Genomic DNA, 25,238 nt, shown 5'->3' on the forward strand with positions numbered 1-25,238 from the left:
CGGATCATGCGGTTAGCTGAATCGTTCTACGGTCAGACGTCAACCCGTCAAAAGTCGGGTGCTCGAGGACTCTGTGTATATATTAAAGATATTGTCGCAAAGTCAATCGAGGTGGCTAGTGCTGATCGTAATCCACAACAACCTTGTTTGTCAGCGCGAAGGATTGGCAGCTTAGGATAAAGCCTTGCTCGACCTCGTAATCTTCCAAAGCGTGGTTGGCGACCATTTCGACTTCGCCCTCTAGGACTTTGCATTTGCAGGTGGAGCAGACGCCGGCTTTGCACGCGAATGGTGCATCGAGACCACCAGCGAGGGCGGCTTCTAGGACGGTTTGGTCTTTCTCCATCACGACGGTGCGCCCTGTGCCATCGATGATCACGACGGCTTCGCCGGGTTTGGTTTGCGTGTCCGCAGCAGCAGTAGCTTTACGTTTCAAGCGGCCCGGTTGGGTGGAGGCGAAGAACTCGAATTTGATTTGCTTCTCTGCCAGCCCGTTCTCTTTGAGCGCTTTTGCGATGCCGAGCATCATAGGTTCGGGGCCGCAGATGAACGCGGTGTTGACCGAAGCGATGTCGATCCAATGCTCGAAAAGGGCTGCGCATTTTGCTTCGTCCACGCGGCCTGTGAAGAGGTCGATATCCTGGGCATCGGACTCGAGAATGTGGATGATGTTCAAGCGGCCCATATGTTCGTTTTTGAGGTCTTCGAGTTCCTCGCGAAACATAATCGTGTTCACGCCGCGGTTGGCATAGACCAGCGTGAAGCGGCTCTGGGGTTCGCGTATGAGCGTGGTTTTGATGATCGACAGAACAGGGGTGATGCCAGAGCCACCTGCGAAACCGAGGTAGGTTTTGGCCGTGTTCGGCTCGATTGCAGTGTGGAAATTGCCCATAGGCGGCATGGCTTGCAGCGTCATACCGGGGGCGAGGTTTTCGTTGGCCCAAGTCGAAAACGCGCCACCATTGACCTTTTTGATGCCTACCTGAAGAATGCCATCATCTTTACCTGCGCAGATCGAATAAGAGCGGCGAATTTCGGTGCCCTCAATATCTTGCTTGAAGGTCAGATATTGCCCTTGGATAAAGTCGAACTCGTGCGCGTGCGTAGGCATGAGCGAGACGACAACAGCGTCGCGAATGGTCTTGCGAACGTCTGTGACTTTGAGCGGATGAAAGCGTGCCATCATTTGGCTCCCTTCAGATACATTTGAAATAATCGAACGGCTCAAGGCAGTCCGTGCAACGCCATTGTGCCTTGCAGGGGGTTGAGCCGAATTGAGAGATGCGGCTGACGTTTTGCGATTTGCAACGCGGGCAACGCGCGGGGCCGCCAGCGGGGCGGGGGGGTGCGATGCCGTAATCCTCCAGCTTGGCTTTGCCTTTGTCAGACAGCCAATCGGTGGTCCAAGGCGGGGAAAGCTGCGTTTTGATGCGTGTTTTCGCGACGCCGCGATCGATCATCGCAGTTTCGATATCGAGCGAGATGATCGATGTCGCAGGGCAGCCGGAATACGTTGGGGTGACGGCAACTTCGAGCGTGTCACCGTTCCACTCAACACCGCGCACGATGCCTAGATCGACAACAGAGATCACAGGGATCTCAGGGTCTGGCACTTGATCGAGCCAGTCCCAAATTTGCGCGATGTCTGGTTGCATCCTACCAAGTCGCTCCGGGGTAGGCGCGTTGGAGCCATTGCATCTGCGTCAGAATGTGACCCAAGTGTTCGGAATGCTGAAAGCCGCTTTTGCCACCCTTATGCGCGAAACGGCTGTCTGGGATTGTGAGGGTCGCCTCTGCCATGACGCTCTCAATATGTGTGTCGTAGGCGGTGCGGATTGTGGTGAGATCGGGTGCGATGCCTTTGGCGTGCATGGCGTCGTCCACAGCGTCGGGCGTGCAAAGTTCACCAGCGAAGGGCCAGAGCAGATTGAGCGCGGCTTGCATTTTGTCGTGGCTCACTTCGGTGCCATCACCAAGGCCGATCACGGTCTCGCTAGAGCGTTCCACATGATATTGTACTTCTTTGACGGCTTTCGCAGCGATTTCAGCCACACGGGGTTCGCAGGATTGCGTCAATCCTTTGAGCATTTCCAAGTGCCACGCATCAAACAGGAACTGACGCATCAACGTTTGACCGAAATCGCCATTGGGTTGTTCAACGAGCAGGGCAGAGCGGAAATCCCAAGCATCTCGCAGCATGGCGAGGTCGTCAGCAGTGCGACCCTTGCCCTCGACCTCAGCAGCGAGGCCAAGCCACATTTGCGTCTGACCGATCAAATCAAGTGCTGTGTTGGCGAGTGCGATATCCTCTTCGATCACGGGGGCATGGCCGCACCATTCAGAGACGCGGTGGCCAAGGATCAGAGTGTTGTCGCCCATGCGGCAGAGGAATTCGAAATACGGGTCCATTACATCGCGCCTACGTCATCGGGAATGTCGAAGAAAGTTGGGTGGCGGTAGACTTTGCTTTCCGATGGCTCATACATTGGACCTTTTTCAGAGGGCGAGGAGGCTGTGATGTTGCGCGCCTCGACCACCCAGATGCTAACGCCTTCATTGCGGCGGGTGTAAACGTCGCGCGCGTTTTTGATTGCGCCTGCTTCATCAGCGGCATGGAGGCTGCCGACGTGACGATGGCTCATCCCGTGTTGCCCACGGATGAAGATTTCCCAGAGTGGCCATTCGTTGCTCATGTTCTTACTCCGCTGCAATTTCGCATTGACGGTAGGCTGTCATATCGACGGCGTCCCAGCCAAAGGCATGATCACTTGATCCATGTTCTTGTAGATGCGCGAGGCGCTGCATCGCTTCCTCGAGCGTTGGGATGTGATCATCCTCAATCCACCACATCACAAAATGATGGCGCGTCATGTTCTCGAACCACGCGGGGCGCTTTTCGTAGAATTTCGCGTGAATTGTGTTGAAGACGTAATCCCCAAGGCTTTCGACATCTTCCCAGACGGACATGTTCGAGATCAGCTCTTCATCGCCGGGCACAGCCAGATCCGTAGCGTTGCCGCTGTCGGATTTCATCCGCCAGATGTAGCCTTTGGACAGTTCCGCAAGCGCGTTCAGCTTGTCGAGGTTGTCCATGAAGCCTGCCATACGTGGATCATCGAGCGGGTAGCGCGCGTAACCTACGTTGAGTTCAGCGAGCCGCATCTATTCTGCCGCCATCTTGGCCGAGCGCTTTTTCGCGGCGTGCGCCATCAGACCTTCGCGCACCCATGCGCCATCGTCCCACGCTTTGTTGCGCGCAGCGAGGCGTTCGGTATTGCAAGGGCCGTTGCCTTTGAGCACCTCAAAGAACTCGTCCCAATCGGGGCCCGTGAAGTCATAACCACCCTTAGTTTCGTTCCATTTAAGGTCGGGGTCAGGCACAGTGAGGCCGAGATATTCGGCTTGCGGCACGGTCTGATCGACGAACTTTTGGCGTAGCTCGTCATTGCCATTCATCTTGATTTTCCACGACATGCTCTGTTCAGAATGCACAGATTCAGCATCAGACGGACCGAACATCATCAAGGACGGAAACCACATACGGTTCAGCGCATCTTGCGCCATGCGCTTTTGCGCCTCTGTGCCGTTGGCCATCTTCATCATGATGTCATAGCCTTGGCGTTGATGAAAGCTTTCTTCCTTGCAGATCCGCACCATCGCGCGGGCGTAAGGACCAAAGGAGGTCCGCTGAAGCGGTACCTGGTTCATGATCGCAGCGCCATCGACGAGCCAACCAACAGCGCCCATATCGGCCCAAGTCAGGGTTGGATAGTTGAAGATGGAGGAGTATTTCATCCGGCCATCGAGCAGCATTTCCGTCAGCTCATCGCGGGTCACACCCAGCGTTTCAGCGGCGCAATAGAGGTAGAGACCATGGCCTGCCTCATCCTGAACCTTGGCAAGCAGAATCGCTTTGCGCTCTAGGGTAGGCGCGCGGGTGATCCAGTTGCCTTCTGGCAGTTGGCCGACGATTTCAGAGTGCGCGTGCTGGCCGATCTGACGGATTAGCGTTTTGCGATAGCCCTCTGGCATCCAGTCTTTGGGCTCGATCTTGTCGCCCGCATCTATGCGCGCTTGAAACGTTGCCAGCTTTTCAGGATCGTCTTTCGTGGCTTCGGATTTGATCATCTGTGCGTACATAGCTTAAATCCTTTCGATAATGATTGCCGTGCCTTGGCCAACGCCAACACACATGGTGCAAAGCGCATAGCGCCCGCCTGTTCGTTTAAGTTGATGTGCCGCTGTCAGAACCAAACGTGCGCCGGACATGCCCAGCGGATGACCCATCGCGATCGCACCGCCTTGCGGGTTCACGCGACGATCGTCATCAGCCACACCAAGTTCGCGCAGGGTGGCGATGCCTTGACTGGCGAACGCTTCGTTGAGTTCGATGATGTCCATTTGATCAATGGTAAGGCCCGCACGTTTGAGGACCTTTTCAGACGCGGGGACAGGGCCGATACCCATCACGCGCGGTGCGACGCCGGCGGAGGACATGCCGACAATGCGTGCAATCGGGGTGAGCGATTGTTTGTAGAGCGCTTTGTCAGATGCGATGAGCAAAGCGGCGGCACCATCATTCACGCCAGATGCGTTGCCAGCGGTGACGGTTTTGTCTGGGCCGTTGATGCCTTTGAGAGTGCTGAGCTTTTCAGCGCTTGTGCCGGGGCGAGGGTGCTCGTCTGTGTCAAAGATGAGTGGCTCGCCCTTGCGCTGTGGGATCTCGACAGGGGTGATTTCATCCGCAAAGAGGCCCGCGTCATTCGCGGCGGCCCATTTGGCTTGGGAATTTGCGGCGAACGCGTCTTGATCCGCGCGGTTCACGTTATAAGCGTCGGCGACATTGTCAGCGGTTTCAGGCATGGAATCGACGCCATAAGCGTCCTTCATTTTGCGGTTAATGAAGCGCCAGCCGATGGTTGTATCAAAGACCTGATTGGCGCGGGAAAACGCGCTGGTCGCTTTGGGCATAACGAAGGGTGCGCGGCTCATGCTTTCTACACCACCAGCGATGCACAGGTCCTGATCGCCCGCTTTGATCGCGCGCGCAGCCATGCCGACAGCGTCCATACCAGAGGCGCAAAGACGGTTAACAGTTGCGCCCGGAACATCGGTGGGAAGGCCGGCTAAGAGCGCGGCCATGCGCGCGACATTGCGGTTGTCTTCACCTGCCTGATTGGCGCTGCCATAGATCACATCATCGACGGCTGACCAATCGACTTGCGGGTTGCGCTGCATCAGCGCTGCAATAGGCAAAGCGGCCAGATCATCAGTGCGCACGGAAGACAAACTGCCACCGTAGCGTCCAATCGGAGTGCGAACCCCATCGCAGATAAATGCGTCCATGTTTCGTGGTCTCCCAATGTCTTGAGGAATGATATGCGATATTTGTGGATTCTCGCAAGATAAAGTTACGAAAATTTACGATGGTTCATTTTTTGGTAACGTATTAAAGATTACATAATCCTCATTATCCCGCTTATAGAGCAAGATTCCCAACGCTCGCGCCACCGCAGACATAGAGCGTTTGACCTGTGACAAAGCTGTTCTCGGGATCGCAAAAGAACATGAACGCGTTTGAGATATCGCGCACAGTGCCGAGACGGCCAACGGGGATACGCTTGGCGAGTTCTGCTTCACGCGCGCTTCCTTTAGGGATGATGTCCCAGAAATTGTCAGTTTGCACAGGACCGGGCGCGACGACGTTAACTGTGATTCCATGAGGCGCGAGTTCCAAAGCCCATGTGCGCGCCATGCCGATGATGCCTGCTTTCGTGGCGGAATACGCGGTGCGCGTAGGCACGCCCAAAGCGGCGCGAGACCCGTTGAATAAGACGCGCCCGAAGTGGTTGGCTTTCATGTTTGGCAGGCATGCTTGCAACAGGGTTAATGGCGCGCCGAGGTGGATTTGGGTGAGCCCTGCGAGATCTTCGGGTGTCGCGTCTTCGAGCAAGTTGGGCCAAATGATGCCGGCGTTGTGGATGAGATGCGTAATTTTGTGCGCGGCGGCGATTTGTTTCGCGGCTTGTTTGGTTGCCTCTGTGTCGAGCAAGTCGACTTCGACGTGGTGTAATGCGGCGTTCGACCATTCGGGTTTGCCGCGTGAGAGGGAAACGACTTGGTAGCCTTTTTCGACTAAGCGCTGGCCGAGGTCCGCACCGATGCCTTTGCTGCCGCCTGTGATGAGTGCTGTGTATTGCGTCATGGCAGCAACTGAATATTACGGAACGCGGCGTCGCAATTAAGTATATCGATACGTTTGTTTGCAATACGAAGCTGGCCATCGACGAGTGTCAAATCGTGACGCGCGGTGAGCGCGAGGAGTTGTTGCTCATCCAGCCGCGTTTCGACGTAGTGCATGGACGTGTTGGTCACAAAAGTATCGCCGTTCATTTCATCGATAAATGGACGTTGGATAACGTGGTGACAGCGGCTTTTGGGTTTTTGGCTAAACGTGCGCGCGCCATTGAGGCGCTCGACACGCAGTTTGAGCATGAACATGTCTTCATAGAGCAAAGAGGTTTCGTTAATCGGATCGCTTTGCTTGTAATCCAGCGGCATCCAGTAGTGTCCATCTGTCAGCCAAAGCGCGAGCCACTCATCGTGGCGACCCTCATCCAACATGCGGGCTTCTTCGTAGATGAAGTCGATGATTTGATCTTTGGAAACGCTCATTTTGCCGCCTCCTGCTGATCCTGATCATAGGTCATAAACTTGCGCCACGCATCGAACTGATTGCGCATTTGCCGCTCGGTTGTGCCGTTTAGCACGGCTTCTCCTTCGTGGTTTTCATCGTCTTCCAAAAGGCGCGAAATATTAACCCATTCGAGGCCATTCACATGCAACCCCTCTTGCGCGCGTTCATACATTTCCAGATCGTCGTGCCCGACAATCGAGGTGGGTGCGTTAATCATGCGGTTGTACATCGCGGTGCGCGCGGTCAGCTCATCAGGCGCGCCGACAAGACGGTAAATGTAACTCTCGACAATGGTTTTGTCGGCGGCGAGCGGGATGAAAGTGCGCAGTTGTTGGATCGGTCCTTTGATCATGATGTTTGGGAAGTAGACGGTGTTATGGCGGTTTTCGTCCAAAATCGTTTTGGCCTTTTCCTCACCATAGGTTTCGACCATCGCCTCGAAATAACCGGGGATCGCGGAGTAATCGGAGTGGATCGAGTGATGCACGCCCGTGTGGCCATGTCCGTTTGGCCAAGTGCGGATACCCATGCCCTCGAAAAACTCATAAGGGCTCATGAAAGGCGCAATAATCTGCATCGCAGCGGGTTTTGGCGCGCCTTTTGGGAGATTGAGTTCTTCATAAAGCTTAACAGCGATGCCCGCGCTACTTTCATGCGCGACCATGGGATGACAGGTGTCTGTTTGGTTTTCTACCAGCATTTTCCAGTTGCAATAATGCATGTAGCGCAGCGGTGGGCCGACAACTTCGAGCCGCCCTTCGGGCGAGCGATCCACCATGTTATCGAGCGAACTGAGGCTGTCACCAAAGAACTCTTCAAAGCTGATGCCTTCGTCGGCGAGACGCGCGAAAATGAAGCCGCGATAGTTTTTCACAGCACCGACGGCTTTCATGCCTTTGCCGTTTTGAGTCTTTTCTAAGCCAGTTCCCTCGTACCCCTTTTTCAGCGGAATCGCGAGGAGGCAGCCGTCTGTTTTGAACGACCACGCATGATAGGGACAGCGGAAAAATTTGCCTGTGTTGCCTTGACGATCAATGACGATCTTGGTGCCTTTGTGCGGACAGCGATTGAGCAGGACATGGATGTCATCGGGTTTGTGACGGACCTGAATGACGGGTTGGTTGCCGATCTGGGTGGCAAAGTAATCGCCCTTTTTCGGGGTCTGACTTTCGTGGCCGACAAACACCCAAGCGTTGGCAAAAACATGTTTCATCTCAAGCGCATACACATCGGGTGAGATATAGACGTCGCGGTGCACTTGATGCGCTTGCACAAGGTCTGCTGCGCTCTTTGGATTGCCAACATGAAAGCCCATTTTATTCTCCATCTATATCCAGTACCAAACGCGCGGATTTCGCGCGGCTGACACAGATTTGCATGACATCCCCTGCGGCGCGCTCTGCCTCTGACAGGACAACATCACGGTGATCCGGGACGCCCTCGAGGACGTCACACTGGCAGATGCCGCAATCGCCACGCTGGCAGTCGTACATCACGTCGATGTCGTTTTCTTCGAGGACTTCGATGATGGTTTTACCAACAGGGATTTTGAAAACGGATCCATCGTTGATTTGCACCTCAAAGGGTGTGTCGCCTGTTTGTGGGCTGGCTGTTTCGAACAGCTCAAAATGGATGCGCTCTGGATTGACGCCTGCGGTTGCAGCAACTTTGCGTGTCGCGTCGAGCATGGGGCGTGGGCCACACACATAAAGATGCGCATTTGTATCGAGCGCATTAACGACTTCGTTAAGATCGAGGCGCCCATGTTTATCGTCAAAGTGCATGCGGAGTTGATCGCTCAAAGCCTGTTGTAGCTCTGAAATATAAGCCATTTCTTGCCGCGAACGCCCTGCATATATCATCGAGACGCTTCGATTTTCATCCTTCAAAGCAATTGCCATAGAAACCAAAGGTGTTACGCCAATACCGCCAGCCAGTAAAACAGCGGGAGCGTTTTTGTCTAAAGGGAAGTCGTTCTTTGGGGCGCTAAAGCTAATTCCATCACCAGTGGTAAGCGTGTGCATGTAGGTCGAACCGCCCTGCCCGTCGTGGTCGCGTTGCACGGCGATCTTGTAGTGCTCGAGAGTGTCGGAAGGGATTAAGGAATATGCGCGTTTTCCATTAGGTGTGTTGAATTCGACATGCGCGCCCGCGGTCCATTCGGGGAAAACTGCGCCATCAGTGCTTGCGATTGTTAACTGTGAAATGCGGTTTGTTAACTTTGTGACGTCTGTGATGATACCTTGGATTTCACCCATATCTTAACCTAATTCTCTATCATCGCGAGTACGCGGAGCGGACTGCCTGTGCCGTTTTTGATCTTCAAAGGAGCGGCGAGCAGGATTGCGCCAGTTGGCGGAAGTTGGTCGAGATTGGCAAGACATTGCAGGCCATATTTACCAGCGCCGTGTAGAAAATAATGCGCAGGATAGGGCGGCACATAGTGCGAGCCTTGGCCCGCATCGGTGCCAACGGTTTCCGTGCCAAAGCCGCGAATGTCACGTTGATCGATCAAAAACTTGATCCCATCAGGGGTTGGGCCGGGTGAGTGTGGTCCGTCCTCGCGCATGTTGAGATATTCAGCACCAGAGCGTTTGGACCAATCCGTGCGCATCAAAACCCAAGCGCCAGAGGGGATGATGCCGTGCTCTGCTTCCCATTTTTGGATCACTTCTGGCGTTAGTTCAAAATCGTCATTCTTCTCAGCACCCTCAGAACAGTCGATCACAACAACAGGTCCGACAAAAGCATCGAGTGGGATTTCATCAACTGAGCCATTGGGCACGTCGCGGCCAGAAATCCAGTGAGAGGGCGCGTCAAAATGAGTGCCTGTGTGCTCGGAGAGCGTTAGATTGTGCCACTTCCACGCAGGGCCACGATGATCGTAGGCGCTGATTTCTTCCATCCGAAAGCGCGCGCATTGGCCGAATTCAGGGGGTAGAATGATCACGGGAAAGTCGGGATCAAGCGTGTGGGTCAGATCGACGATCTTAACCTTTCCTAACGCAATGTCCGTCGCGAGGGATTGAAGAGTGCTCATGCGCTGTCGCTCCCGAATGTCATTTCGCGTTCTAGAACTTTTGCATTTTGTTGCCAGCGGTCGCGGATATCTTTGGCGATGTCACCGCAAAAGACGTCTTCTAGTCCATCGATTAAGCCTGCGACGACAGACCGGGCGAGGCCTTGAGGCAAGACTTTTGGTGGCGGCAGCGGTGCGTGCCAGTCGTCATCCGTTGGGCCGACGAAGACGTTCATCACACGTAAGCCAGAGCTGCGAAATTCGCCGCGCAAGGATTGGCTGAGCGAATATGCGGCGGCGTTGGAGGCGGAGAAGCAGCCGTAGTCAGGGGTGTTTGAGAGCGCGTAAGCAGAGAGGATATTGACCCAAGCGGCGGCGGAATTCACGCCATCAGCGGTGCGCGCGCACATGCCCGGACCGAAAGCTTGAGCGAGTCGCATAAGGCCAAGATAGTTAACTTCCATCTCGTCTCGGGCGAACCCAGTGTCGCCGCGAGAGAGCACACCGCCGGGCCGTAAGAAGCGCGCATTGTTGATGAGGATATCAGTTTTTCCACCAATCTCCCCCGCGAGTTTTTGGACGGAAGACGTGTCGGTCACATCAAGCGGGAGGACTTCGACATTTGCCATCTTTGCGAGGATGTCGCGGTTTGGATGGGGTCGCCAGCTCTCGGCTTCGCCGACGAAAACAGTCGCGGCACCTGCATCAAGAAGTGCTTGCGCTAGCGCGGGCGTGTTGGGGTTCCACGCGTCGGTGATCAGGATGCGGCGGTGTTTGGGATGTGCAGACAGCGCGCGCAGTTGCGGGTCGTCCTCCATATGGTCACTCCTCTCTAAGGGAGTGGCGATAAGCACCCCCTGCCCTGATTTATCCAACCGGTTCAATAGCTTCACAGCACCGCCGCGGACGCAATCGCCGTGGATATGGCAAAGAACTACCGGGCCGACGTCGAGTTTTACCGATCCCATGCGCCACGGAGCGCGCTCGCGAAAGAACAGTTTGGTCGAAGTTCGCACCGTCGTTTCAGCGAGTAAGTGACCCTTTGGTGAGACATCTGTCCAGCGTAAATCGGTCCCGATGCAAGAGACACATGCGTCACGCGGGGGGTATTGGACGGTTTGGCATTCGTCGCAAACCTGAAGCGCAAAGCGTCCTTCAGCAGCGGCAGCACTCAGTGCGAGTGAGGCGCGAGAGCGTGCTTCGGGGGGGCGCGTTGGCGTGGTGGAACGTTTTTGCGGGTCTTTCTTTGGTGGAAATGCGAGTGGCTCAGTCATGCACGCGCACCCCTGTTTTCAGGATCGACGCACTGGTGCAAACGCCACGATCATAGTTAATCATGCCAAAGCCCGAAACCATCGCGGTACTTGCATTTTTCACCTGTGTGCCGCCCGCTGTTCCTGTGACTTGGCGGATCGCTTCGACCATGCCTATGTAGCCACCAGCCGCACCTGCTTGTCCGGCAGAGAGTTGGCCGCCCGAGGTGTTGTGTGGGAAGTCGCCGTCGATTGTTAAGTCGTGATTGCGCACAAACTCAGGGCCATCCCCTTTGGCGCAAAATCCAAGATCTTCGATCTGCATCATCGAAATGACGGGGTAGTCGTCGTAGGTTTGGAGCAGGTCAATGTCGTTGGGGGTGCAGTCGGACATGGTGTAGAGTTCATCTATGTCCATGGTCCAACCGCCGCGCAATTGGATGTCGTCAGTGCTATGTGCGTTGTGTCGCTCGATCGCCCCGCCAAGGGTGGCGTAGGGCAGATTACGGTTAATCGCTTCGTCTTCAGACATTAACAAAAAACACTCTGATCCCGCGCAGGGCATCACGCAATCAAACAGCGCGATAGGGTCCGCGATAGGACGTGCGCTGATGTAGTGTTCAAGCGTTAAAGGTTTCTTCATAATAGCATTTGGGTAGCGCAAAGCATTCTCGCGTTGAGCGACGCAGATGCGCCCGAAATCTTCGCGTGCGGCACCGAATTCTTGCATGTAGCGATCTGTGAGTAGTGCGAAATTGGCGTTGGGGCCGCCGTAGCCATAGGGGTAGGATGCGTCCTGCGCGAAGCGGGAAAAGCTGGACAGCATGTTGCGAAAACTGTCGATGTGATTGGTATCGCCTGCCACACAAGCGACGATATTTGCGTCCCCTGCTTGTATCGCACGCGCGGCGCGGCGGATGGCGACCGAGGCGCTCGCCCCGCCCATTGGGATGTGGTCAAGCCAGCGCGGACAAAGGCCAAGATGCTGGGTGAGCCCCACGGCGGAGTCGGGAAAAAGCGTAAAACTTGCAACGGAAAAACCATCAAGGTCGTTGGGTTTGAGACCTGCCGCATCAAGTGATCCACGCAACGCTTTGGCGATCCACCAATGGGCTGTGTCGATGGAATAGCGCTGATAGGGCATCGAGAAGGGCGCGGTGATTGCGACGCCTTCGTAGCTTTGACGAGGTTTGGCCATTAGCTCGGGTGTCGCTTTTTAAGGTGTGCGGTTTTGATGGTGCTTGGGTCGCTCATTAACTCTTTCGCACGGGATTTTAAGGATGCTCTTTGGATTTTCTGTGTAGAGGTTAACGGCAGTTCTTCGACAAAGGCAATGTAGCCCGGTGCTTTGTAGTAGGCCATTTGATCTAGACACCATCGGATAATCTCATGGGCGCGCTCAACGCTGGGATCAGTGACTTTGAGACAAGCGAAAACCTCATCGCCGCGCACCGGGTCCGGTACAGGTGCAACGCCCGCAGCGAGGATTTCGGGGTGGCGCATGAGCACGGATTCAACTTCGACAGCGGCGATGTTTTCGCCAGAGCGACGGATCACATTTTTTTTGCGATCTACAAAGAAGTAGTTGCCGCTGAGGTCTTTGCGCACGATGTCGCCTGTGTGAAACCAGCCGTTTTGCCACGCTTCTTGAGTGGCTTTGGGGTCTTTGTAGTATTCCGAGAAGAAGCCATAACGCGGGTCATCGCCTGCGCGGCGCACGAGAAGTTCGCCTTGGGTTGCTTCATTTTCTGCGTCATCGAGGAGTTTGCACTCAACAGCTGCTTCAGGTTTGCCGATGCTGGATTTGCCGACAAGGCGGTCTTTGCTGGCGGAAGCGATGACGGCACCTGCGCCTGTTTCGGTCATCGCCCATGCCTCGATCAAGGGAAAGCCGAAGCGGTTTTCGAAGTCCGCTTGCAGGTTCGGGTCGACGCCTGCGCCAAAGCCAAACCGGATCGAATGCGCGCGGTCTTGAGGGGCTGGCTCGAACCCCATGAGCATCGTTGGCATGACGCCAAGATAATGCAGGCAGGTCGCGTTCGAGGCGCTCACATCTTGCCACCATGTGCTGGGGTGAAAGCGATCCAGAATGGTGAGGCAGCCCCCAACAGTGATCATCGCCATGAAGGAATAGGTCATCGCGTTCATGTGGAAAATCGGCAGCGGGGTGATCATCCGCTCACCTGTTTGATCAAGCGTGCCAATGCCGCCAAGGTCGGCGTACCACTGCCCCGCGAGCAGGAAATACGTGTTGGAAAGCACGCATCCTTTGGGATTTCCAGTGGTGCCAGAGGTGTAAAGGATCGCGGCCTCAAGCGCATTGCCTGCTTGATCGCGCGCGACGGTAGCGTTTTGGCGAGGCGTTGTAATAGGATCGTTTGGGGCGATGACTTGGAGCGTGATTTTTGCTTCGTTCGCTGCCTTTTTGAGTTCCGCATGACGCGTAGGGAGCGCGATGATGAGGGCAGGTTCCGAATGGCCGATGAGGTATTCAAGCTCGCTTGCGCGCAGGTCGGGATTAATGGGGACAACGGAGAGGCCGAGCTTGTTCAGCGCGAGCCAGATGATGAAAAACGCGGGGCGGTTTTCGAGCAAGAGCGCGATGCGCATACCAGATTTGTAGCCTGCGGTTTTGAGATTTTCAGCGGTTTCGTCGATTTTACTGAGCGCAGAGCCGTAGGTGATTTCACCACTTTCAATGGCGTATATTTCAGCGACACGCGGCAGAATATTAAGGACTGGACGCTCAGGTGTGCGCTTGGCCGTGGCGGCGAAAAGGTCATAGACGGTGCTCATGTGAAAGAGCGAACCGTTGCGAGCGCGCCGTCTAATGCGTCGCCTTTTTCATCCTCTAAGGCTGCGGTGCGCAAGCGTTTGATCCACTCGGCTGCGTCCTCTCGCCCTTCCAATGCGTCAAGCACTGAGAGCACTTTGTCGAACTTAGATTGACCGCGCAGATGTGTGTCGGAGTAGCCTTTGATCAGGCGCTGACACGCAAGAATTTCGATGGCGAGTTGTGGGTCTTTTGATGCGGATTGTTGGGTGATTTTGAGCAAGCGATCGAGATGGGCGCTCTCGTATCGGTGGCGCAGCAGTTGGCGGCGGTAAGGTTTTAGCGCGCTGACGATCCACAATGCTCCGAAGCCAATGATGCCGTCGGTTCTGATGCGACGACCTTTGTTTGTGAGCTTATCGAGAAGTTGGAACATCTTGGGGCGTGCTTCGATCCATGCGCCAAGTCGTGCGGGAAGCGTGCCGCAGATTTCTTCGGCGCGCGGGTGGAAGTATTCGGTGACGTGGACGATCTCGCCTTCTGGGATGTCTTGCTCTGTGCGCAGGCGGGTCTGGCGGGAGGCGCGGGTTTTGAGGTCAGCAACACGCAAAATGTCATCGTAGCACATGGCGTTGGCGATGTATTTGGCGGCTGTTTGGGTGAGCTCTGGGGATAGGGTTTGCAGGTGTGAGAGGTAGGTTTTACCGTATGCGATGTCTTGGTAATCGACGGTTTTTTGTAAGCCTGCTTTGATCATGTCTTGCGCGTCACTTGGGAAGTTTTTGACTTGATCTGAGAGGGCGTGCCAGTCGCTCAGAAGGTTTTTCGGGCCATTGACCGTTTCATTGTGTTTCTTAACGAAGGTGTCAGCCGTGGGTTCGTAGTTCAGAGCCGCACGAAACGCCGCGAGACTTTGGGCGACACCGCGACCAGAGGCTTCGATCACGGCTTCGAATTGCGCGGTTTCAAAAGGCAAAGCCCCACTGCGCGCGAGACCGCCAAAGAGACTGGCGGAAATCATGCTGCCCGCGTTCGTGGCGAGCGTGTCCATGTCGAAGCAGACAGAGCGCAGGGCCGCTTTGGTGATTTCACTCTCGACCAACGCATCTTTGGCGCGGCCATCGCCGGGGACCATTTTCTCGGATGTGGCAAGGATGCGATGGGTAGAAGCGATCAGAGTGGTACGGTCTGGGGTGACGAACCCGCGCAAGACCGCGCGTCCCGCTTCCATCAACTCCGCAGCGATCAGAATATCGAGATCACCGGGGCTTGGACTAAGCGCGAAGACGGGTTGGCGGTCGGTCTTGGGGGCCATTTCGACGTAATAAATCGTTGCCCCCGTGCGCTGCGCGACGCCAGCGACAGACGTCATTTGCACGGCATAATCACAACGCGTGGCGAGGTCGGCGATCCAGTTGGTGAGCACGCCGCCCCCCTGCCCGCCGACTGCGAGTACGGCGAGTTTGATGATGTCGCTCATGACAGATCTTTCGAGAAGACGAGACGACGTGCATCGCGGCGTTTTTGCAATTTGGTGATGATTTTTGTGCGCCACTCGCTGAGTGTGCGGTCTATTTTGGACGGGTTCTGAATGAGGTCAGCTTGATAAAACGAGGGGCAAAGCACAGCCGCATCGGCGACTTCACCGCAGTTTCCACAGCCGACGCAATTTTGATCAATGCTCGCCACAGGATCATCGCGCAGGGGATCATCGAGGGTTTTGAGCGAGAGAGATGGACAGCCAGAGAGACGAATGCAGGCGTGATCGCCGGTGCACACATCCTCATCCACGCCGAAGCGGGTACGGGTCATGCGTTTGCCCTCTGACACAGCATTTTTGGCCAAAGGTTTCTCGCGGCGTTGCTTGTTGAGCATACACTCGGACGACGCGATGATGACCTTTGGGCCTGTTTCGGGCGTTTCCAAAGCCTCTTTCAACGTCGCTTGCATCTTGCCCACGTCATAGGTGCGATCAATCTGGCGCACCCATTTTACGCCCATGCCCTCAACCGCTTTTTTAATCGGATGTTGCGTAGATTTCGAGACGTTATCAGCGCGCGAAGAGAGGATATCCTGCCCACCTGTCGCGGCGGAATAGTAGTTGTCGACGATGATGATGACGCCGTCATTCTCATTAAACACAGCGTTGCCAATCGAAGAGGTCAGGCCGTTGTGCCAAAATCCCCCATCTCCGAGAAAAGAGATCGAGCGTCGATTGGCTGACTTGTCGTTGAACGCAGAAGCGGACGCAGGGCCAAGACCATACCCCATCGTTGTGGAGCCTAAATCAAAGGGCGCGTTGATGGAAAAGAGGTGGCAGCCGATGTCGCTGGCTATGTGATGGGGGCCGAGTTCTTCCTCAACCAGCTTTGTCGCGGCAAAGATCGGACGTTCGGGGCAACCGATGCAAAAGCTGGGCGGTCGCGCGGGGACAGTGTCGGCGAGTTCGGGCATCTTGAGTTGCGGTGGTGCGTTGGGTGCGCGCGCGACGGAGGGCATGAGGTCGGGGGCGGCGTTGGAGAAATAAGACGAGAGGCCATCGAGCAGGATTTGACCTGTGAGTTCGCCCGCTTCTGGCAGCGGTCCTTTGCCCTCGACGGCGCAGCGCGCACCCGCTTTGTGTAGGATGGCGCGGATGTTTTGTTCGATGTAGGCTGGATGGCCCTCTTCGATGACAAACAGGCTGTCTTTGTCTTTTGCGAAGGCAATGATCTTGTCATCGAGCAAAGGATAAGTAACGTTGAGCACATGCAAAGGTACGTCGCAATCGCCGTACATATTCGCCAGACCCAAGCGTTGCAGCGCGCGGATGACGCCGTTGTAATGACCGCCCTGACAGATGATGCCGACCTTGCCTTGCTTTGGGCCGAAGTGCTCGTTGAGCTTGTTGGCGCGGATATATTCAATCGCGGCAGGCAGGCGTTTGGTGACTTTTTCCTGCTCGTGCAGATAAGAGGCGGGGGGCAGAACGATGCGTTCGACGTCGCGTTTGGGGTTCTCTAATGCGTCTTTCACGGTCGTCGATGGGCGGACGTTTTCGCGCGCTTCGAACTCACCGAGCAAGTGACACGACTTGATCCTGAGTTGCAGCATCACAGGGCTGTTTGACGCTTCAGAAAGTGCGAAACCATCGCCTACCGCTTTCACCATTGAGGGCAAGTTGGGGCGTGGATCTAACAGCCAGATCTGGCTTTTCATTGCAAACGCATGGCTGCGCTCTTGCATGATCGACGAGCCCTCGCCGTAGTCTTCGCCGACGATCACCAGTGCGCCGCCTGTCACACCGCCGGATGCAAGATTGGCCAAAGCGTCGGACGCGACATTGGTGCCGACGGTGGATTTGAACGTGACAGCGCCGCGAATGGGGTAGTGCACGGAGGCGGCTAAAGTGGCGGCGGCGGTTGCCTCTGACGCGCTCGCCTCAAAGTGCACACCCATGTCTGAGAGGATATCTTGCGCGTCGGCCAAAACGTCCATGAGGTGCGAAATGGGCGAGCCTTGATAGCCTGCAACGTAGCCAACGCCATTTTCTAATAGCGCCTTGGTGATGGCCAAAATGCCTTCGCCGCGAAAGGTTTCACCTGCACCGATTTTCAAATGCTGGACTTCTTTCGCGAAGGAACGTTCGGCCACGGCTCAACCCTTTGAGAAAACGAGATGTATTTTCATACGATGAGAGAAGAGTCTGAGGAAGGCTTAATATTTGCAAGCCTTGGTTTGGCGCACTGCATTTTGGGTGCGACGTATTGCGCCAACTTTATTGTACGAGCGAGTTGAAGCCGACCGCACGCGTTCTAATTGGTTGTACGACACTCAATTTTGGAGGCGTGCGATGGATGGACAGACAGAGACACTCTCGATTTATGTTGTCGAGCCGGACGAGGTAGCGTGTGAGCGCTATCGCGTTTTGTTTGCCGCGCAGGGTTTTGAGTGCGTGTCTTTCCAGAACGCAGAGGATTTCCTGACGCAATACGAGCCGCAGCAAAGCGCACTAATGGTTCTTGATCTATCGCTTCCTGAGATGAGTGGTGCCGAGCTACAGAGCTACATGGCCGAGAATGGCATGCGCTTGCCGGTGATTGTTACGGCGTCTCAGGCGAGCGTGCCTGATGCGGTTGCTGCGATGCGCGCTGGCGCATTCGATTTCATCGAAAAACCCATGGCCGAAGAGCGTTTGATGGGGGCTGTAAATGCTGCCACTGAAATGTTGTTTAAAAAGCAGCCTGCGACGGTCTCCAAGAAGATCGTTGCAGATCGTTTGGCGAAATTGACGGATCGCGAGCGCGAAGTTTTGCAGCATCTTTTGCAAGGTAAACTGAACAAAGAAATCGCGAGCGAGCTTGATGTGAGCCAACGCACTGTGGAGGGTCATCGCTCTCGCATTCGCGAAAAAATGAATGCGCGCGGTGTCGCGGATCTAATTCGGATGGTTGGTTGAATGCACGTATTAATACGCAGTGGTATATCCGAAGTACTTGAAGTTGTTTCTTGCAACGTACTCTAACCCATAGCGGGATAGTCGAGTCCTGTCATAAGTCTTACCGTCAGTTTGGGTTTGTTTGCATAGCTGCGCAAATAGATTTCGGTAACGTAGAAAAATGTGTTGATGAAATTGGGACCTTCGACACAGGTACTCTGATGGTTTTGCGGCTCTAATCTAGACAAGATTGGAACGTAGGCACCGCAGAACCGAACGAATTTCCCTGGAAGGTCCATGTATTCAGCGATTGCTGAAAGCTTGGAAGGCGTTGTTGAAGCGGAGGTCAGGGGCGTCGCGAAGGTATTGTAGTATGGTTTTGGGGGACATTTTGAATGGCAGGCGAGAAAAGAGCGTTGATGGGCAACGCGGGTTTTGGCGCCCTGGAAATCGATGTCTACGAGCGCAACAAGTCCAATATTCATCGTCTAAGAGACCATCTGCCAGAGGATTTGGTTGCAAATCTCGCGCGCGAGGTGATCCGCCGCGTTGTGTCCAAAGCGGACACGATCGAAGCTGAGATCGAAGCGCCCAATGCGGAAGATCTAGAGCAGCTTGCGCATGCTCTTATCGATACTGACGATACAATTGCCCCGCAGCTAATTCTTGGCCTACGCACTGGAGGGAAAGGGGCGGAAGCAATTTATATTGCGCATCTCGCCGCTGCTGCGCGTTTGCTTGGCGATTGGTGGGAAGAAGACCGCGTTAGATTTTCGCAAGTGACCCTCGCGACCGGCCGAATTTTTGCGATCATGCGCGGAATGAAACACATGTTTGAACCTGTCGCGCTGGTAGAGGGCAAATCAGCGCTTTTCGCTTCGGTTCCTGGTGAGGATCATACGCTGGGTATTCGTATGGCGGCGGATCTTTTTCGCAAAGAAGGCTGGGATATTACTGTTAAGACAGGGTTGGATCACGACGCTTTGGTTGAACAGATCGAGCAAACGCCTGCGCGCATTTTGGGTCTGTCGATGAGTGGGAAGCACTCGTTTGAAGCTTTATCGCGTCTCGTTTTGGCCGTCCGTATAAGCGCGCCGCATCTGTCAATTTTCCTGAGCGGTCAAAGCGTTGACGAGAACATGCATCTGCTAGAGCTTATGGAATTTGACGGAATCAGCAGCGATGTCGAGGATGCAAAGGAGCGTCTGAGCGAGCTTTGGGCTGACAGTATTTCGCGTTAGGACTTGTTGACCAGGTTGTACTTGCGCAGTTTGACGTAGAGCGATTGACGTGACAGCCCTAGCATTTCAGCCGCAGCAACGCGATTGTTTGACGTCATCTCTACGGCGGTTTCGATGCACATTTTCTCAATCACATCAGTTGATTGCGCGACAATGTCTTTCAAAGAATGTCCGCCGATCAACTCGATTACAGAGCGCATATCAACTTCGGTGATTTGCTGCATCGGTGTGCGCACGGTTTCAACGCGGCGGCTGTCGCGGATAATCATCGCGAATACGCTCGCCTTGCCCGCTTTGAGCTGGGTCGTTGAGATTTCAACGGCGCGTTCGCCACCATGCTCGCTCAGAACTTTGGTCGCATAGAGTCGCATGCTACCAGTGCGGCGCGCGTTTTCGAGCATCACGTTTAGATCAATGGACCCACGGTTGAAAAACTCAACCATCGAGCGCCCTTTGAGATTTTGCGGGTGAGTCACGTCAGTGAAGTTCAAAAACGCATCGTTGGCGCTTAGGATGAGACCTGTGCCATCAAGGAACACGATAGAATCACTGCCACGATGATAAAGATCGATAAGCTGAGACTGTAGCTGGCCACTGGACGCGCCTTCTTCTTCATCAATGCTCATTTTACACAAAAGCATCGGCCCATCGGCCCCGCGATAAAGCGTGGGTTTGAGCGTCAGGTCTTGTCCGGTCTTTACGCTTTTTACGATGATCGAGGTTCTGACCTGTTCGGACGCGGCGGCGACAAGTTGATCCACCAGATCGCCCCTGCCCTGCACTCGAAACTCAAGCGCGAAGGATGCGCCAATAAGAGCGTCGCGCGTTTTGCCGAAGAGCGATTCAGCCGCGCTGTTACAAGCTTCTAACTTGCCAGTCTTGACCGAAATGAATGCGGTTGAGGTCTCGGAAGATTCCAGCAGCACGCGGAAGCGTAGATCATGTTCGCGCTGTGTCTCGTAATCATTTTCAAGCGCAATATGTGCGGCAACCAACTGCTGCTGCATTTCTGCGGTCGACGTCAGATCGTTGCCGAGCATAAGGATGCTGTCTTCGGCACCTGTGCGATGAAAACTGTATTGGATCGGAAATTCAGGGACATCCTTGTGCGCGGCGTGGTTCACCTGAACGGGCTGCACATCGGACTTATGATCTTTGAATTGAGCAAGCCGTGTTTCGAACTTCGGAATCGATTCGACAGTGAGGAAATCCTGAACTGGTCGATCAAGCCACATTTGGAGTTCTGGCGCCAAATTAAAATTTGGGTTCGCCTGAGCACTTCTGATCACGCCATCTTCGGAGATAACCAAGGCAAGATCAGAGATCCGCGACACTATGCTGGCCACAACTTCGGGTTTGATCGCGGGGATCATGCCTTCAGTCCAGCTCATTTCACCGTGCGGCGCCATTCATCGTCTTCCTTTGAACGCGTCCTTAGGCGAAGCGCGCACGTAGTTATACTTGCTTATTAGGGCTTTGCTTCGGCATTCTGCAAGCCCGAAGTGCCCAAATTTACGGCAGTGTGCCAATCGGAAGTTACGTCATCCGAAAGGGTTGCCTTTTTCAGGTTCTTTTCACTGCTTATCAAACTGCCACCAATGATGACTTTTGAGCGGTCATCTTTTCTGCGGGCAGCACTCACAAGTGCTCGAAGTGTTTCGATATTTTGCCCAAGAGCGGCGGAAATCATTACCACATCGAAATGCTCATCGTTTACAAGGCGCGCCATTTTCTCTGGGCTCACATCCAGCGCGAGTTGCGCATGGGGTCCGGCCTGACGCAATTCTGCGGCCAAAACGACCGCGCCAAGCGTATGCTGTGCACCTTGAGGGACGACAACCAAACAGTTGGTTTCATGAGCGCGGTCTTTCAAGGGACGTTCCGCGAAATTGCGTTCAAGATGATGCACACAAGCTTGCAAGCGCGCGCATCCAATCGTGACGGCCCCGAACGAGGCGGTGTCATTAATCCAGTCCTGCCCAAGTTTACGTGCAGCGGCTGGCACAAGAATAGAAATGATGTCTGAAACGCTCGCTTCTGCGATTTGCATTTCTTTGATTGCAGACATGACATTTTGCCGGTCCGCACTGAACGATGCTAGATAAAGGCGCTGTGTGAGTAATTTCGTTAGCTCGGGATGATCAGCCAAGCTTTTGAACGAGCTACTGGGCGCTTTGCTTCCTGTGTTTGCAGCAAGCAAGCCAAGCGCGCGCACAGCAACGCTATCCACCTCGTTGGAGGGGCGGGTCGAAAAAGTGATTTCGTCGAAAACCAAGTGACTCTTCCCCCTCGTTTTGAAAACCGCCGAGTTTGAGAATAACAAACCAAGCAAAGCGCGCGTTATATTCGTTGGCTGCTATCGTCACGTATTCGGCGGGATATGTCAATAAATCATGACACTTTTGCCGAAATACCTTAAAAACGGGGTGTTAGCGCGAAAAACTTTGAAAGCTGGTGTTGAAAATGATCGAAATGTGTAAATCAAAGTTGACATATTGCGCTGATACTGCCAAATTTTATTTACACCGAATGTGCCTTAGGGGGGCAAAATGGCGAACGCATCACGGACATCACAAGAGCAGGTCGGGCTATACACACCCGAACAGCGCGTGCGTCGTGACACGAGCGTTTGGACCACGGTTCAAGCGATCTTGGCGCCGCTGCAATTTGCTGTTTTCCTCGTCTCTTTAGTGTTGGTTCTGCGCTACCTAACGAGCGGTTCTGGCTACGAGGTTGCGACCGTTTCAATCATCGCGAAAACGTTCCTTTTGTACCTCATTATGGTGACCGGCGCGATTTGGGAAAAGGTTGTCTTTGGACAGTGGCTTTTCGCCCCTGCGTTCTTTTGGGAAGACGTGTTCAGCTTTGTCGTGATCGCGCTTCATACCCTTTATCTTTATGGCCTTTTGACGGGCAGCATTTCACCTGATGCGCTGATCGTTATCGTACTTGCAGCTTATGCAACCTACGTCGTCAACGCAGGCCAATTCTTATGGAAATTGCGCGCCGCGCGCCTTCAGTCGGAGCTAGCCGCATGACCGATCAATCCCGTCCCCCAATCGCAGGTGGTTGCCGCTCTGCGCCTATCCTGAAGCAACGCGGTCAGCGCGAAGTGTTCTGTGGTCTCACAGGTATCATCTGGCTGCACCGCAAGATGCAGGATGCGTTCTTTCTAGTGGTCGGGTCGCGCACATGTGCGCACCTTTTGCAAAGCGCTGCTGGCGTGATGATTTTCGCGGAACCGCGATTCGGAACAGCGATTCTCGAAGAATCAGACCTCGCGGGTCTCAACGACGCACATGCCGAGTTGGACCGCGAAGTTGAGACACTGCTGTCGCGTCGCCCTGATATTCGCCAGCTCTTCCTTGTTGGGTCCTGCCCGTCTGAAGTGATCAAGCTTGACCTGAACCGCGCGGCGGAGCGTTTGACACAAGCCTATGCACCGAAAGTGCGCGTTCTTGAGTATTCCGGTTCGGGTATCGAGACGACCTTCACCCAAGGTGAAGACGCATGTCTCGCCGCGATGGTACCTGTGCTTCCTAAAACGGAAGAGCGCAATCTGGTCGTTGTCGGTGCTTTGCCTGACGTGGTCGAAGATCAGATGTTGGGTCTGCTTGACGGTCTTGGGATTGAGAACGTTCAAGTCCTGCCTGCGCGCACGATCGATGCAGATGTGCAGATTGGTCCGAACACAGTCTTCGCACTGACACAGCCATTCCTTGGGGAAACCCACGCGGCCATGTTGCGTCGTGGCGCGCGTCATTTGGCAGCGCCTTTCCCATTGGGCGAAGAAGGCACGACTGCTTGGCTTTCCGTGATTGCCAAAGAGTTTGGTGTGTCTGATGAGCTTTTTGAGAAGACGACAGATGCGCCCCGTCGTCGCGCCCGCCAAGCGGTTGCGCAAGCGGCAGAAGCTTTGGATGGCAAGTCCGTTTTCTTCTTCCCTGACAGCCAGCTTGAAATTCCTCTCGCACGCTTTTTGACCCGTGAATGCGGAATGAGCGCGATCGAAGTGGGCATGCCCTATATTCACGACGCCATTCATGGCCCCGATCTCGATCTTCTCCCCGCAGGTCCACAGATTTCCGAAGGGCAAGATGTGGACTTGCAACTTGATCGCTGCCGCGAGGCGCGTCCTGACCTGACGGTTTGTGGTCTTGGACTTGCGAACCCGTTAGAAGCCGAAGGTCTCAGCACCAAATGGGCGATTGAGCTGGTCTTCACCCCTGTGCATTTTTACGAGCAAGCTGGCGATCTCGCCTCTCTCTTCGCGCGTCCACTGCGTCGCAAAGCGATCTTGGGGGTAGCTGCGGAATGAAATTAACCGTCTGGACATATGAGGGCCCGCCCCACGTTGGTGCAATGCGCGTTGCGACTGGGATGAAGGGTTTGCACTACGTTCTGCATGCCCCTCAAGGCGATACATATGCGGATCTGTTGTTCACGATGATCGAACGCCGTGATCACCGTCCGCCTGTGACTTATACGACGTTCCAAGCGCGTGATCTGGGTGCGGATACTGCCGGTCTGTTCAAAGACGCGTGCCAAGACGCTTATGACCGTTTCCTCCCAGAGGCGATTATCGTCGGCGCGTCTTGCACAGCTGAGTTGATCCAGGATGATCCCGGTGGCTTGGCTGAAACGATGGGTCTGCCAATTCCTGTGATCCCACTGGAACTGCCAAGCTATCAACGTAAAGAGAACTTCGGCGCGGATGAGACGTTCTTTCAGATCGTCAAACACCTCGCCAAGCCGATGGAAAAGACCGAGCGCGTCAGCTGCAATATCATCGGTCCAACGGCTCTCGGTTTCCGTCACCGCGACGATGTGGCTGAGATTACCAACTTGCTTTATGAACTTGGTATTGAGGTTAACGTGACTGCACCGATGGGTGCGACACCTGCTGACATCGCCAAGATGGGCCAAGCGCATTTCAACGTGTTGCTCTACCCAGAGACTGGCGAAACCGCTGCGCGTCATTGCGAGCGCACGTTTGATCAACCTTATACAAAAACCATCCCAATCGGCGCTGGTGCGACGTGGGACTTCATCGAAGAAATCCGTCAGCTCAGCGGTTCTACCAACGAGATTGATAGCGACCGTCTGCGCCAGACGTGGTGGTCGCGCTCTGTTGACAGCACTTACCTCACTGGCAAGCGCGTGTTCCTCTTTGGCGATGGTACACATGTCAAAGCGGCCGCGCGTGTTGCACGCGATGAGATGGGTTTCGAAGTTGTCGGCATGGGTTGTTACAACCGCGAATATGCGCGTGATGTGCGAGCCCTCGCCAAAGAGTATGGCGTCGAGGCGTTGATCACGGACGACTACCTGCTCGTTGAAAAGACGATTGAAGAGCTGCAGCCAGAGATGATCCTTGGCACGCAGATGGAGCGTCATATTGGCAAGCGCCTTGGCATTCCTTGCGCTGTGATTTCCGCGCCTGTGCACGTGCAAGACTTCCCTGCGCGCTACTCCCCGCAGATGGGGTTTGAGGGTGCGAACGTGTTGTTTGATACATGGATCCATCCGCTGGTCATGGGTCTCGAAGAACATTTGCTCCACATGTTCCGCGAAGATTTCGAATTCAATGATGCCGCTGGTCCAAGCCATCATGGCGGTCACTCGCCCAAAAAAGCAGCCAGCGCGCCGGTGATCGAAGAAGCGCCCGTAAATGACAACGTCATCTGGCTGTCTGATGCGGAACGCGAACTCAAAAAAATCCCGTTCTTTGTGCGCGGCAAAGCCCGCCGCAATACGGAAAGCTACGCGAACGAGCGCGGTCTCAATCAAATCTCTGTCGACACTTTATACGAGGCCAAAGCACACTTTGCGCGATGA

At 54.7% G+C, this 25,238-nt stretch carries 24 protein-coding genes; 5 read left to right on the forward strand and 19 right to left on the reverse strand.

What is annotated here, in order from left to right; genetic code table 11:
* Positions 1–115 precede the first annotated feature (115 nt).
* The 17 genes from PFRI_RS09475 to PFRI_RS09555 all read right to left on the reverse strand — a co-directional run bounded on the left by PFRI_RS09475 (position 116) and on the right by PFRI_RS09555 (position 17,375).
* On the reverse strand, positions 116–1,183 hold the full coding sequence (locus PFRI_RS09475; protein ID WP_072630464.1) for a 2Fe-2S iron-sulfur cluster-binding protein: 1,068 nt from the start codon (positions 1,181–1,183) through the stop codon (positions 116–118).
* Positions 1,184–1,196: 13 nt separating this feature from the next.
* Complete coding sequence (gene paaD, locus PFRI_RS09480) at positions 1,197–1,655, reverse strand: 1,2-phenylacetyl-CoA epoxidase subunit PaaD (RefSeq protein ID WP_072630465.1); 459 nt, start codon at positions 1,653–1,655, stop codon at positions 1,197–1,199.
* Between the two features lies 1 nt (position 1,656).
* A complete protein-coding gene (paaC, locus tag PFRI_RS09485; RefSeq protein WP_072630466.1) occupies positions 1,657–2,409 on the reverse strand; it encodes a 1,2-phenylacetyl-CoA epoxidase subunit PaaC in 753 nt (250 codons plus the stop codon).
* On the reverse strand, positions 2,409–2,693 hold the full coding sequence (gene paaB, locus PFRI_RS09490) for a 1,2-phenylacetyl-CoA epoxidase subunit PaaB (protein ID WP_072630467.1): 285 nt from the start codon (positions 2,691–2,693) through the stop codon (positions 2,409–2,411). Before paaB ends, paaC begins: the two co-directional genes overlap by 1 nt.
* Positions 2,694–2,697: 4 nt before the next feature.
* Positions 2,698–3,162 carry a DUF3291 domain-containing protein gene (locus PFRI_RS09495; protein WP_072630468.1) on the reverse strand — a complete coding sequence of 155 codons (465 nt, stop codon included), beginning with the start codon at positions 3,160–3,162 and terminating at the stop codon, positions 2,698–2,700.
* On the reverse strand, positions 3,163–4,140 hold the full coding sequence (gene paaA, locus PFRI_RS09500) for a 1,2-phenylacetyl-CoA epoxidase subunit PaaA (RefSeq protein WP_072630469.1): 978 nt from the start codon (positions 4,138–4,140) through the stop codon (positions 3,163–3,165).
* Positions 4,141–4,143: 3 nt separating this feature from the next.
* A complete protein-coding gene (gene pcaF, locus PFRI_RS09505; protein ID WP_072630470.1) occupies positions 4,144–5,346 on the reverse strand; it encodes a 3-oxoadipyl-CoA thiolase in 1,203 nt (400 codons plus the stop codon).
* Positions 5,347–5,479: 133 nt separating this feature from the next.
* Entirely contained in the window at positions 5,480–6,205 is a 726-nt protein-coding gene (locus PFRI_RS09510) for an SDR family NAD(P)-dependent oxidoreductase (RefSeq protein ID WP_072630471.1), read from the reverse strand.
* Positions 6,202–6,675, reverse strand: a complete 474-nt coding sequence (locus PFRI_RS09515) for an aromatic-ring-hydroxylating dioxygenase subunit beta (protein ID WP_072630472.1) — start codon at positions 6,673–6,675, stop codon at positions 6,202–6,204. Before PFRI_RS09515 ends, PFRI_RS09510 begins: the two co-directional genes overlap by 4 nt.
* Complete coding sequence (locus PFRI_RS09520) at positions 6,672–8,012, reverse strand: aromatic ring-hydroxylating dioxygenase subunit alpha (RefSeq protein ID WP_111445495.1); 1,341 nt, start codon at positions 8,010–8,012, stop codon at positions 6,672–6,674. Before PFRI_RS09520 ends, PFRI_RS09515 begins: the two co-directional genes overlap by 4 nt.
* A 1-nt stretch (position 8,013) precedes the next feature.
* Positions 8,014–8,955 carry a PDR/VanB family oxidoreductase gene (locus tag PFRI_RS09525; RefSeq protein ID WP_072630474.1) on the reverse strand — a complete coding sequence of 314 codons (942 nt, stop codon included), beginning with the start codon at positions 8,953–8,955 and terminating at the stop codon, positions 8,014–8,016.
* Between the two features lie 8 nt (positions 8,956–8,963).
* A complete protein-coding gene (locus tag PFRI_RS09530) occupies positions 8,964–9,737 on the reverse strand; it encodes a cyclase family protein (protein ID WP_072630475.1) in 774 nt (257 codons plus the stop codon).
* Positions 9,734–10,990 carry an SDR family NAD(P)-dependent oxidoreductase gene (locus PFRI_RS09535; protein ID WP_072630476.1) on the reverse strand — a complete coding sequence of 419 codons (1,257 nt, stop codon included), beginning with the start codon at positions 10,988–10,990 and terminating at the stop codon, positions 9,734–9,736. The genes PFRI_RS09530 and PFRI_RS09535 overlap by 4 nt, the downstream gene beginning before the upstream one ends.
* Complete coding sequence (locus PFRI_RS09540; RefSeq protein WP_072630477.1) at positions 10,983–12,167, reverse strand: thiolase family protein; 1,185 nt, start codon at positions 12,165–12,167, stop codon at positions 10,983–10,985. Before PFRI_RS09540 ends, PFRI_RS09535 begins: the two co-directional genes overlap by 8 nt.
* Complete coding sequence (locus PFRI_RS09545) at positions 12,167–13,765, reverse strand: AMP-binding protein (RefSeq protein WP_072630478.1); 1,599 nt, start codon at positions 13,763–13,765, stop codon at positions 12,167–12,169. Before PFRI_RS09545 ends, PFRI_RS09540 begins: the two co-directional genes overlap by 1 nt.
* Positions 13,762–15,222, reverse strand: a complete 1,461-nt coding sequence (locus PFRI_RS09550; RefSeq protein ID WP_072630479.1) for an indolepyruvate oxidoreductase subunit beta family protein — start codon at positions 15,220–15,222, stop codon at positions 13,762–13,764. The genes PFRI_RS09545 and PFRI_RS09550 overlap by 4 nt, the downstream gene beginning before the upstream one ends.
* Positions 15,219–17,375, reverse strand: coding sequence for a thiamine pyrophosphate-dependent enzyme (locus PFRI_RS09555; RefSeq protein WP_072630480.1), 2,157 nt, complete (start codon positions 17,373–17,375; stop codon positions 15,219–15,221). The genes PFRI_RS09550 and PFRI_RS09555 overlap by 4 nt, the downstream gene beginning before the upstream one ends.
* Before the next feature lie 199 nt (positions 17,376–17,574).
* On the opposite strand from PFRI_RS09555, the gene PFRI_RS09560 reads away from it, so the two are divergent.
* Both PFRI_RS09560 and PFRI_RS09565 read left to right on the forward strand, forming a co-directional pair.
* Entirely contained in the window at positions 17,575–18,180 is a 606-nt protein-coding gene (locus PFRI_RS09560; protein WP_072630503.1) for a response regulator transcription factor, read from the forward strand.
* Positions 18,181–18,554: 374 nt separating this feature from the next.
* A complete protein-coding gene (locus tag PFRI_RS09565) occupies positions 18,555–19,400 on the forward strand; it encodes a cobalamin B12-binding domain-containing protein (protein ID WP_084649659.1) in 846 nt (281 codons plus the stop codon).
* On the opposite strand, the gene ppsR is transcribed toward PFRI_RS09565, so the two are convergent.
* The gene (gene ppsR / locus PFRI_RS09570) at positions 19,397–20,809 is read right to left on the reverse strand and encodes a transcriptional regulator PpsR (RefSeq protein WP_072630481.1); all 1,413 of its coding nucleotides are present in this window, start codon (positions 20,807–20,809) and stop codon (positions 19,397–19,399) included. The two genes, PFRI_RS09565 and ppsR, sit on opposite strands and share 4 nt — an antisense overlap.
* A gap of 59 nt (positions 20,810–20,868) precedes the next feature.
* Positions 20,869–21,675, reverse strand: a complete 807-nt coding sequence (locus tag PFRI_RS09575) for a cobalamin B12-binding domain-containing protein (protein WP_072630482.1) — start codon at positions 21,673–21,675, stop codon at positions 20,869–20,871.
* 274 nt (positions 21,676–21,949) lie between these two features.
* Between PFRI_RS09575 and bchF the strand changes: the two genes are divergently transcribed.
* Genes bchF through bchB form a run of 3 tightly spaced genes read left to right on the forward strand, consistent with a single transcriptional unit; the run spans position 21,950 to position 25,238 of the window.
* A complete protein-coding gene (gene bchF, locus PFRI_RS09580; RefSeq protein WP_072630483.1) occupies positions 21,950–22,438 on the forward strand; it encodes a 2-vinyl bacteriochlorophyllide hydratase in 489 nt (162 codons plus the stop codon).
* Positions 22,435–23,718, forward strand: a complete 1,284-nt coding sequence (locus tag PFRI_RS09585) for a ferredoxin:protochlorophyllide reductase (ATP-dependent) subunit N (RefSeq protein ID WP_072630484.1) — start codon at positions 22,435–22,437, stop codon at positions 23,716–23,718. The genes bchF and PFRI_RS09585 overlap by 4 nt, the downstream gene beginning before the upstream one ends.
* A complete protein-coding gene (bchB, locus tag PFRI_RS09590; RefSeq protein ID WP_072630485.1) occupies positions 23,715–25,238 on the forward strand; it encodes a ferredoxin:protochlorophyllide reductase (ATP-dependent) subunit B in 1,524 nt (507 codons plus the stop codon). The genes PFRI_RS09585 and bchB overlap by 4 nt, the downstream gene beginning before the upstream one ends.

Origin of the sequence: Planktotalea frisia (genome assembly GCF_001890925.1) — a bacterium.
GTDB lineage: Bacteria > Pseudomonadota > Alphaproteobacteria > Rhodobacterales > Rhodobacteraceae > Planktotalea > Planktotalea frisia.

Bases quoted from the DNA above. Each gene is read 5' to 3' on its own strand.
- PFRI_RS09475 (WP_072630464.1), bottom strand. From the start codon at position 1,183: ATGGCACGCTTTCATCCGCTCAAAGTCACAGACGTTCGCAAGACCATT.
- paaD (WP_072630465.1), bottom strand. From the start codon at position 1,655: ATGCAACCAGACATCGCGCAAATTTGGGACTGGCTCGATCAAGTGCCA.
- paaC (WP_072630466.1), bottom strand. From the start codon at position 2,409: ATGGACCCGTATTTCGAATTCCTCTGCCGCATGGGCGACAACACTCTG.
- paaB (WP_072630467.1), bottom strand. From the start codon at position 2,693: ATGAGCAACGAATGGCCACTCTGGGAAATCTTCATCCGTGGGCAACAC.
- PFRI_RS09495 (WP_072630468.1), bottom strand. From the start codon at position 3,162: ATGCGGCTCGCTGAACTCAACGTAGGTTACGCGCGCTACCCGCTCGAT.
- paaA (WP_072630469.1), bottom strand. From the start codon at position 4,140: ATGTACGCACAGATGATCAAATCCGAAGCCACGAAAGACGATCCTGAA.
- pcaF (WP_072630470.1), bottom strand. From the start codon at position 5,346: ATGGACGCATTTATCTGCGATGGGGTTCGCACTCCGATTGGACGCTAC.
- PFRI_RS09510 (WP_072630471.1), bottom strand. From the start codon at position 6,205: ATGACGCAATACACAGCACTCATCACAGGCGGCAGCAAAGGCATCGGT.
- PFRI_RS09515 (WP_072630472.1), bottom strand. From the start codon at position 6,675: ATGAGCGTTTCCAAAGATCAAATCATCGACTTCATCTACGAAGAAGCC.
- PFRI_RS09520 (WP_111445495.1), bottom strand. From the start codon at position 8,012: ATGGGCTTTCATGTTGGCAATCCAAAGAGCGCAGCAGACCTTGTGCAA.
- PFRI_RS09525 (WP_072630474.1), bottom strand. From the start codon at position 8,955: ATGGGTGAAATCCAAGGTATCATCACAGACGTCACAAAGTTAACAAAC.
- PFRI_RS09530 (WP_072630475.1), bottom strand. From the start codon at position 9,737: ATGAGCACTCTTCAATCCCTCGCGACGGACATTGCGTTAGGAAAGGTT.
- PFRI_RS09535 (WP_072630476.1), bottom strand. From the start codon at position 10,990: ATGACTGAGCCACTCGCATTTCCACCAAAGAAAGACCCGCAAAAACGT.
- PFRI_RS09540 (WP_072630477.1), bottom strand. From the start codon at position 12,167: ATGGCCAAACCTCGTCAAAGCTACGAAGGCGTCGCAATCACCGCGCCC.
- PFRI_RS09545 (WP_072630478.1), bottom strand. From the start codon at position 13,765: ATGAGCACCGTCTATGACCTTTTCGCCGCCACGGCCAAGCGCACACCT.
- PFRI_RS09550 (WP_072630479.1), bottom strand. From the start codon at position 15,222: ATGAGCGACATCATCAAACTCGCCGTACTCGCAGTCGGCGGGCAGGGG.
- PFRI_RS09560 (WP_072630503.1), top strand. From the start codon at position 17,575: ATGGATGGACAGACAGAGACACTCTCGATTTATGTTGTCGAGCCGGAC.
- PFRI_RS09565 (WP_084649659.1), top strand. From the start codon at position 18,555: ATGGCAGGCGAGAAAAGAGCGTTGATGGGCAACGCGGGTTTTGGCGCC.
- ppsR (WP_072630481.1), bottom strand. From the start codon at position 20,809: ATGGCGCCGCACGGTGAAATGAGCTGGACTGAAGGCATGATCCCCGCG.
- bchF (WP_072630483.1), top strand. From the start codon at position 21,950: ATGGCGAACGCATCACGGACATCACAAGAGCAGGTCGGGCTATACACA.
- PFRI_RS09585 (WP_072630484.1), top strand. From the start codon at position 22,435: ATGACCGATCAATCCCGTCCCCCAATCGCAGGTGGTTGCCGCTCTGCG.
- bchB (WP_072630485.1), top strand. From the start codon at position 23,715: ATGAAATTAACCGTCTGGACATATGAGGGCCCGCCCCACGTTGGTGCA.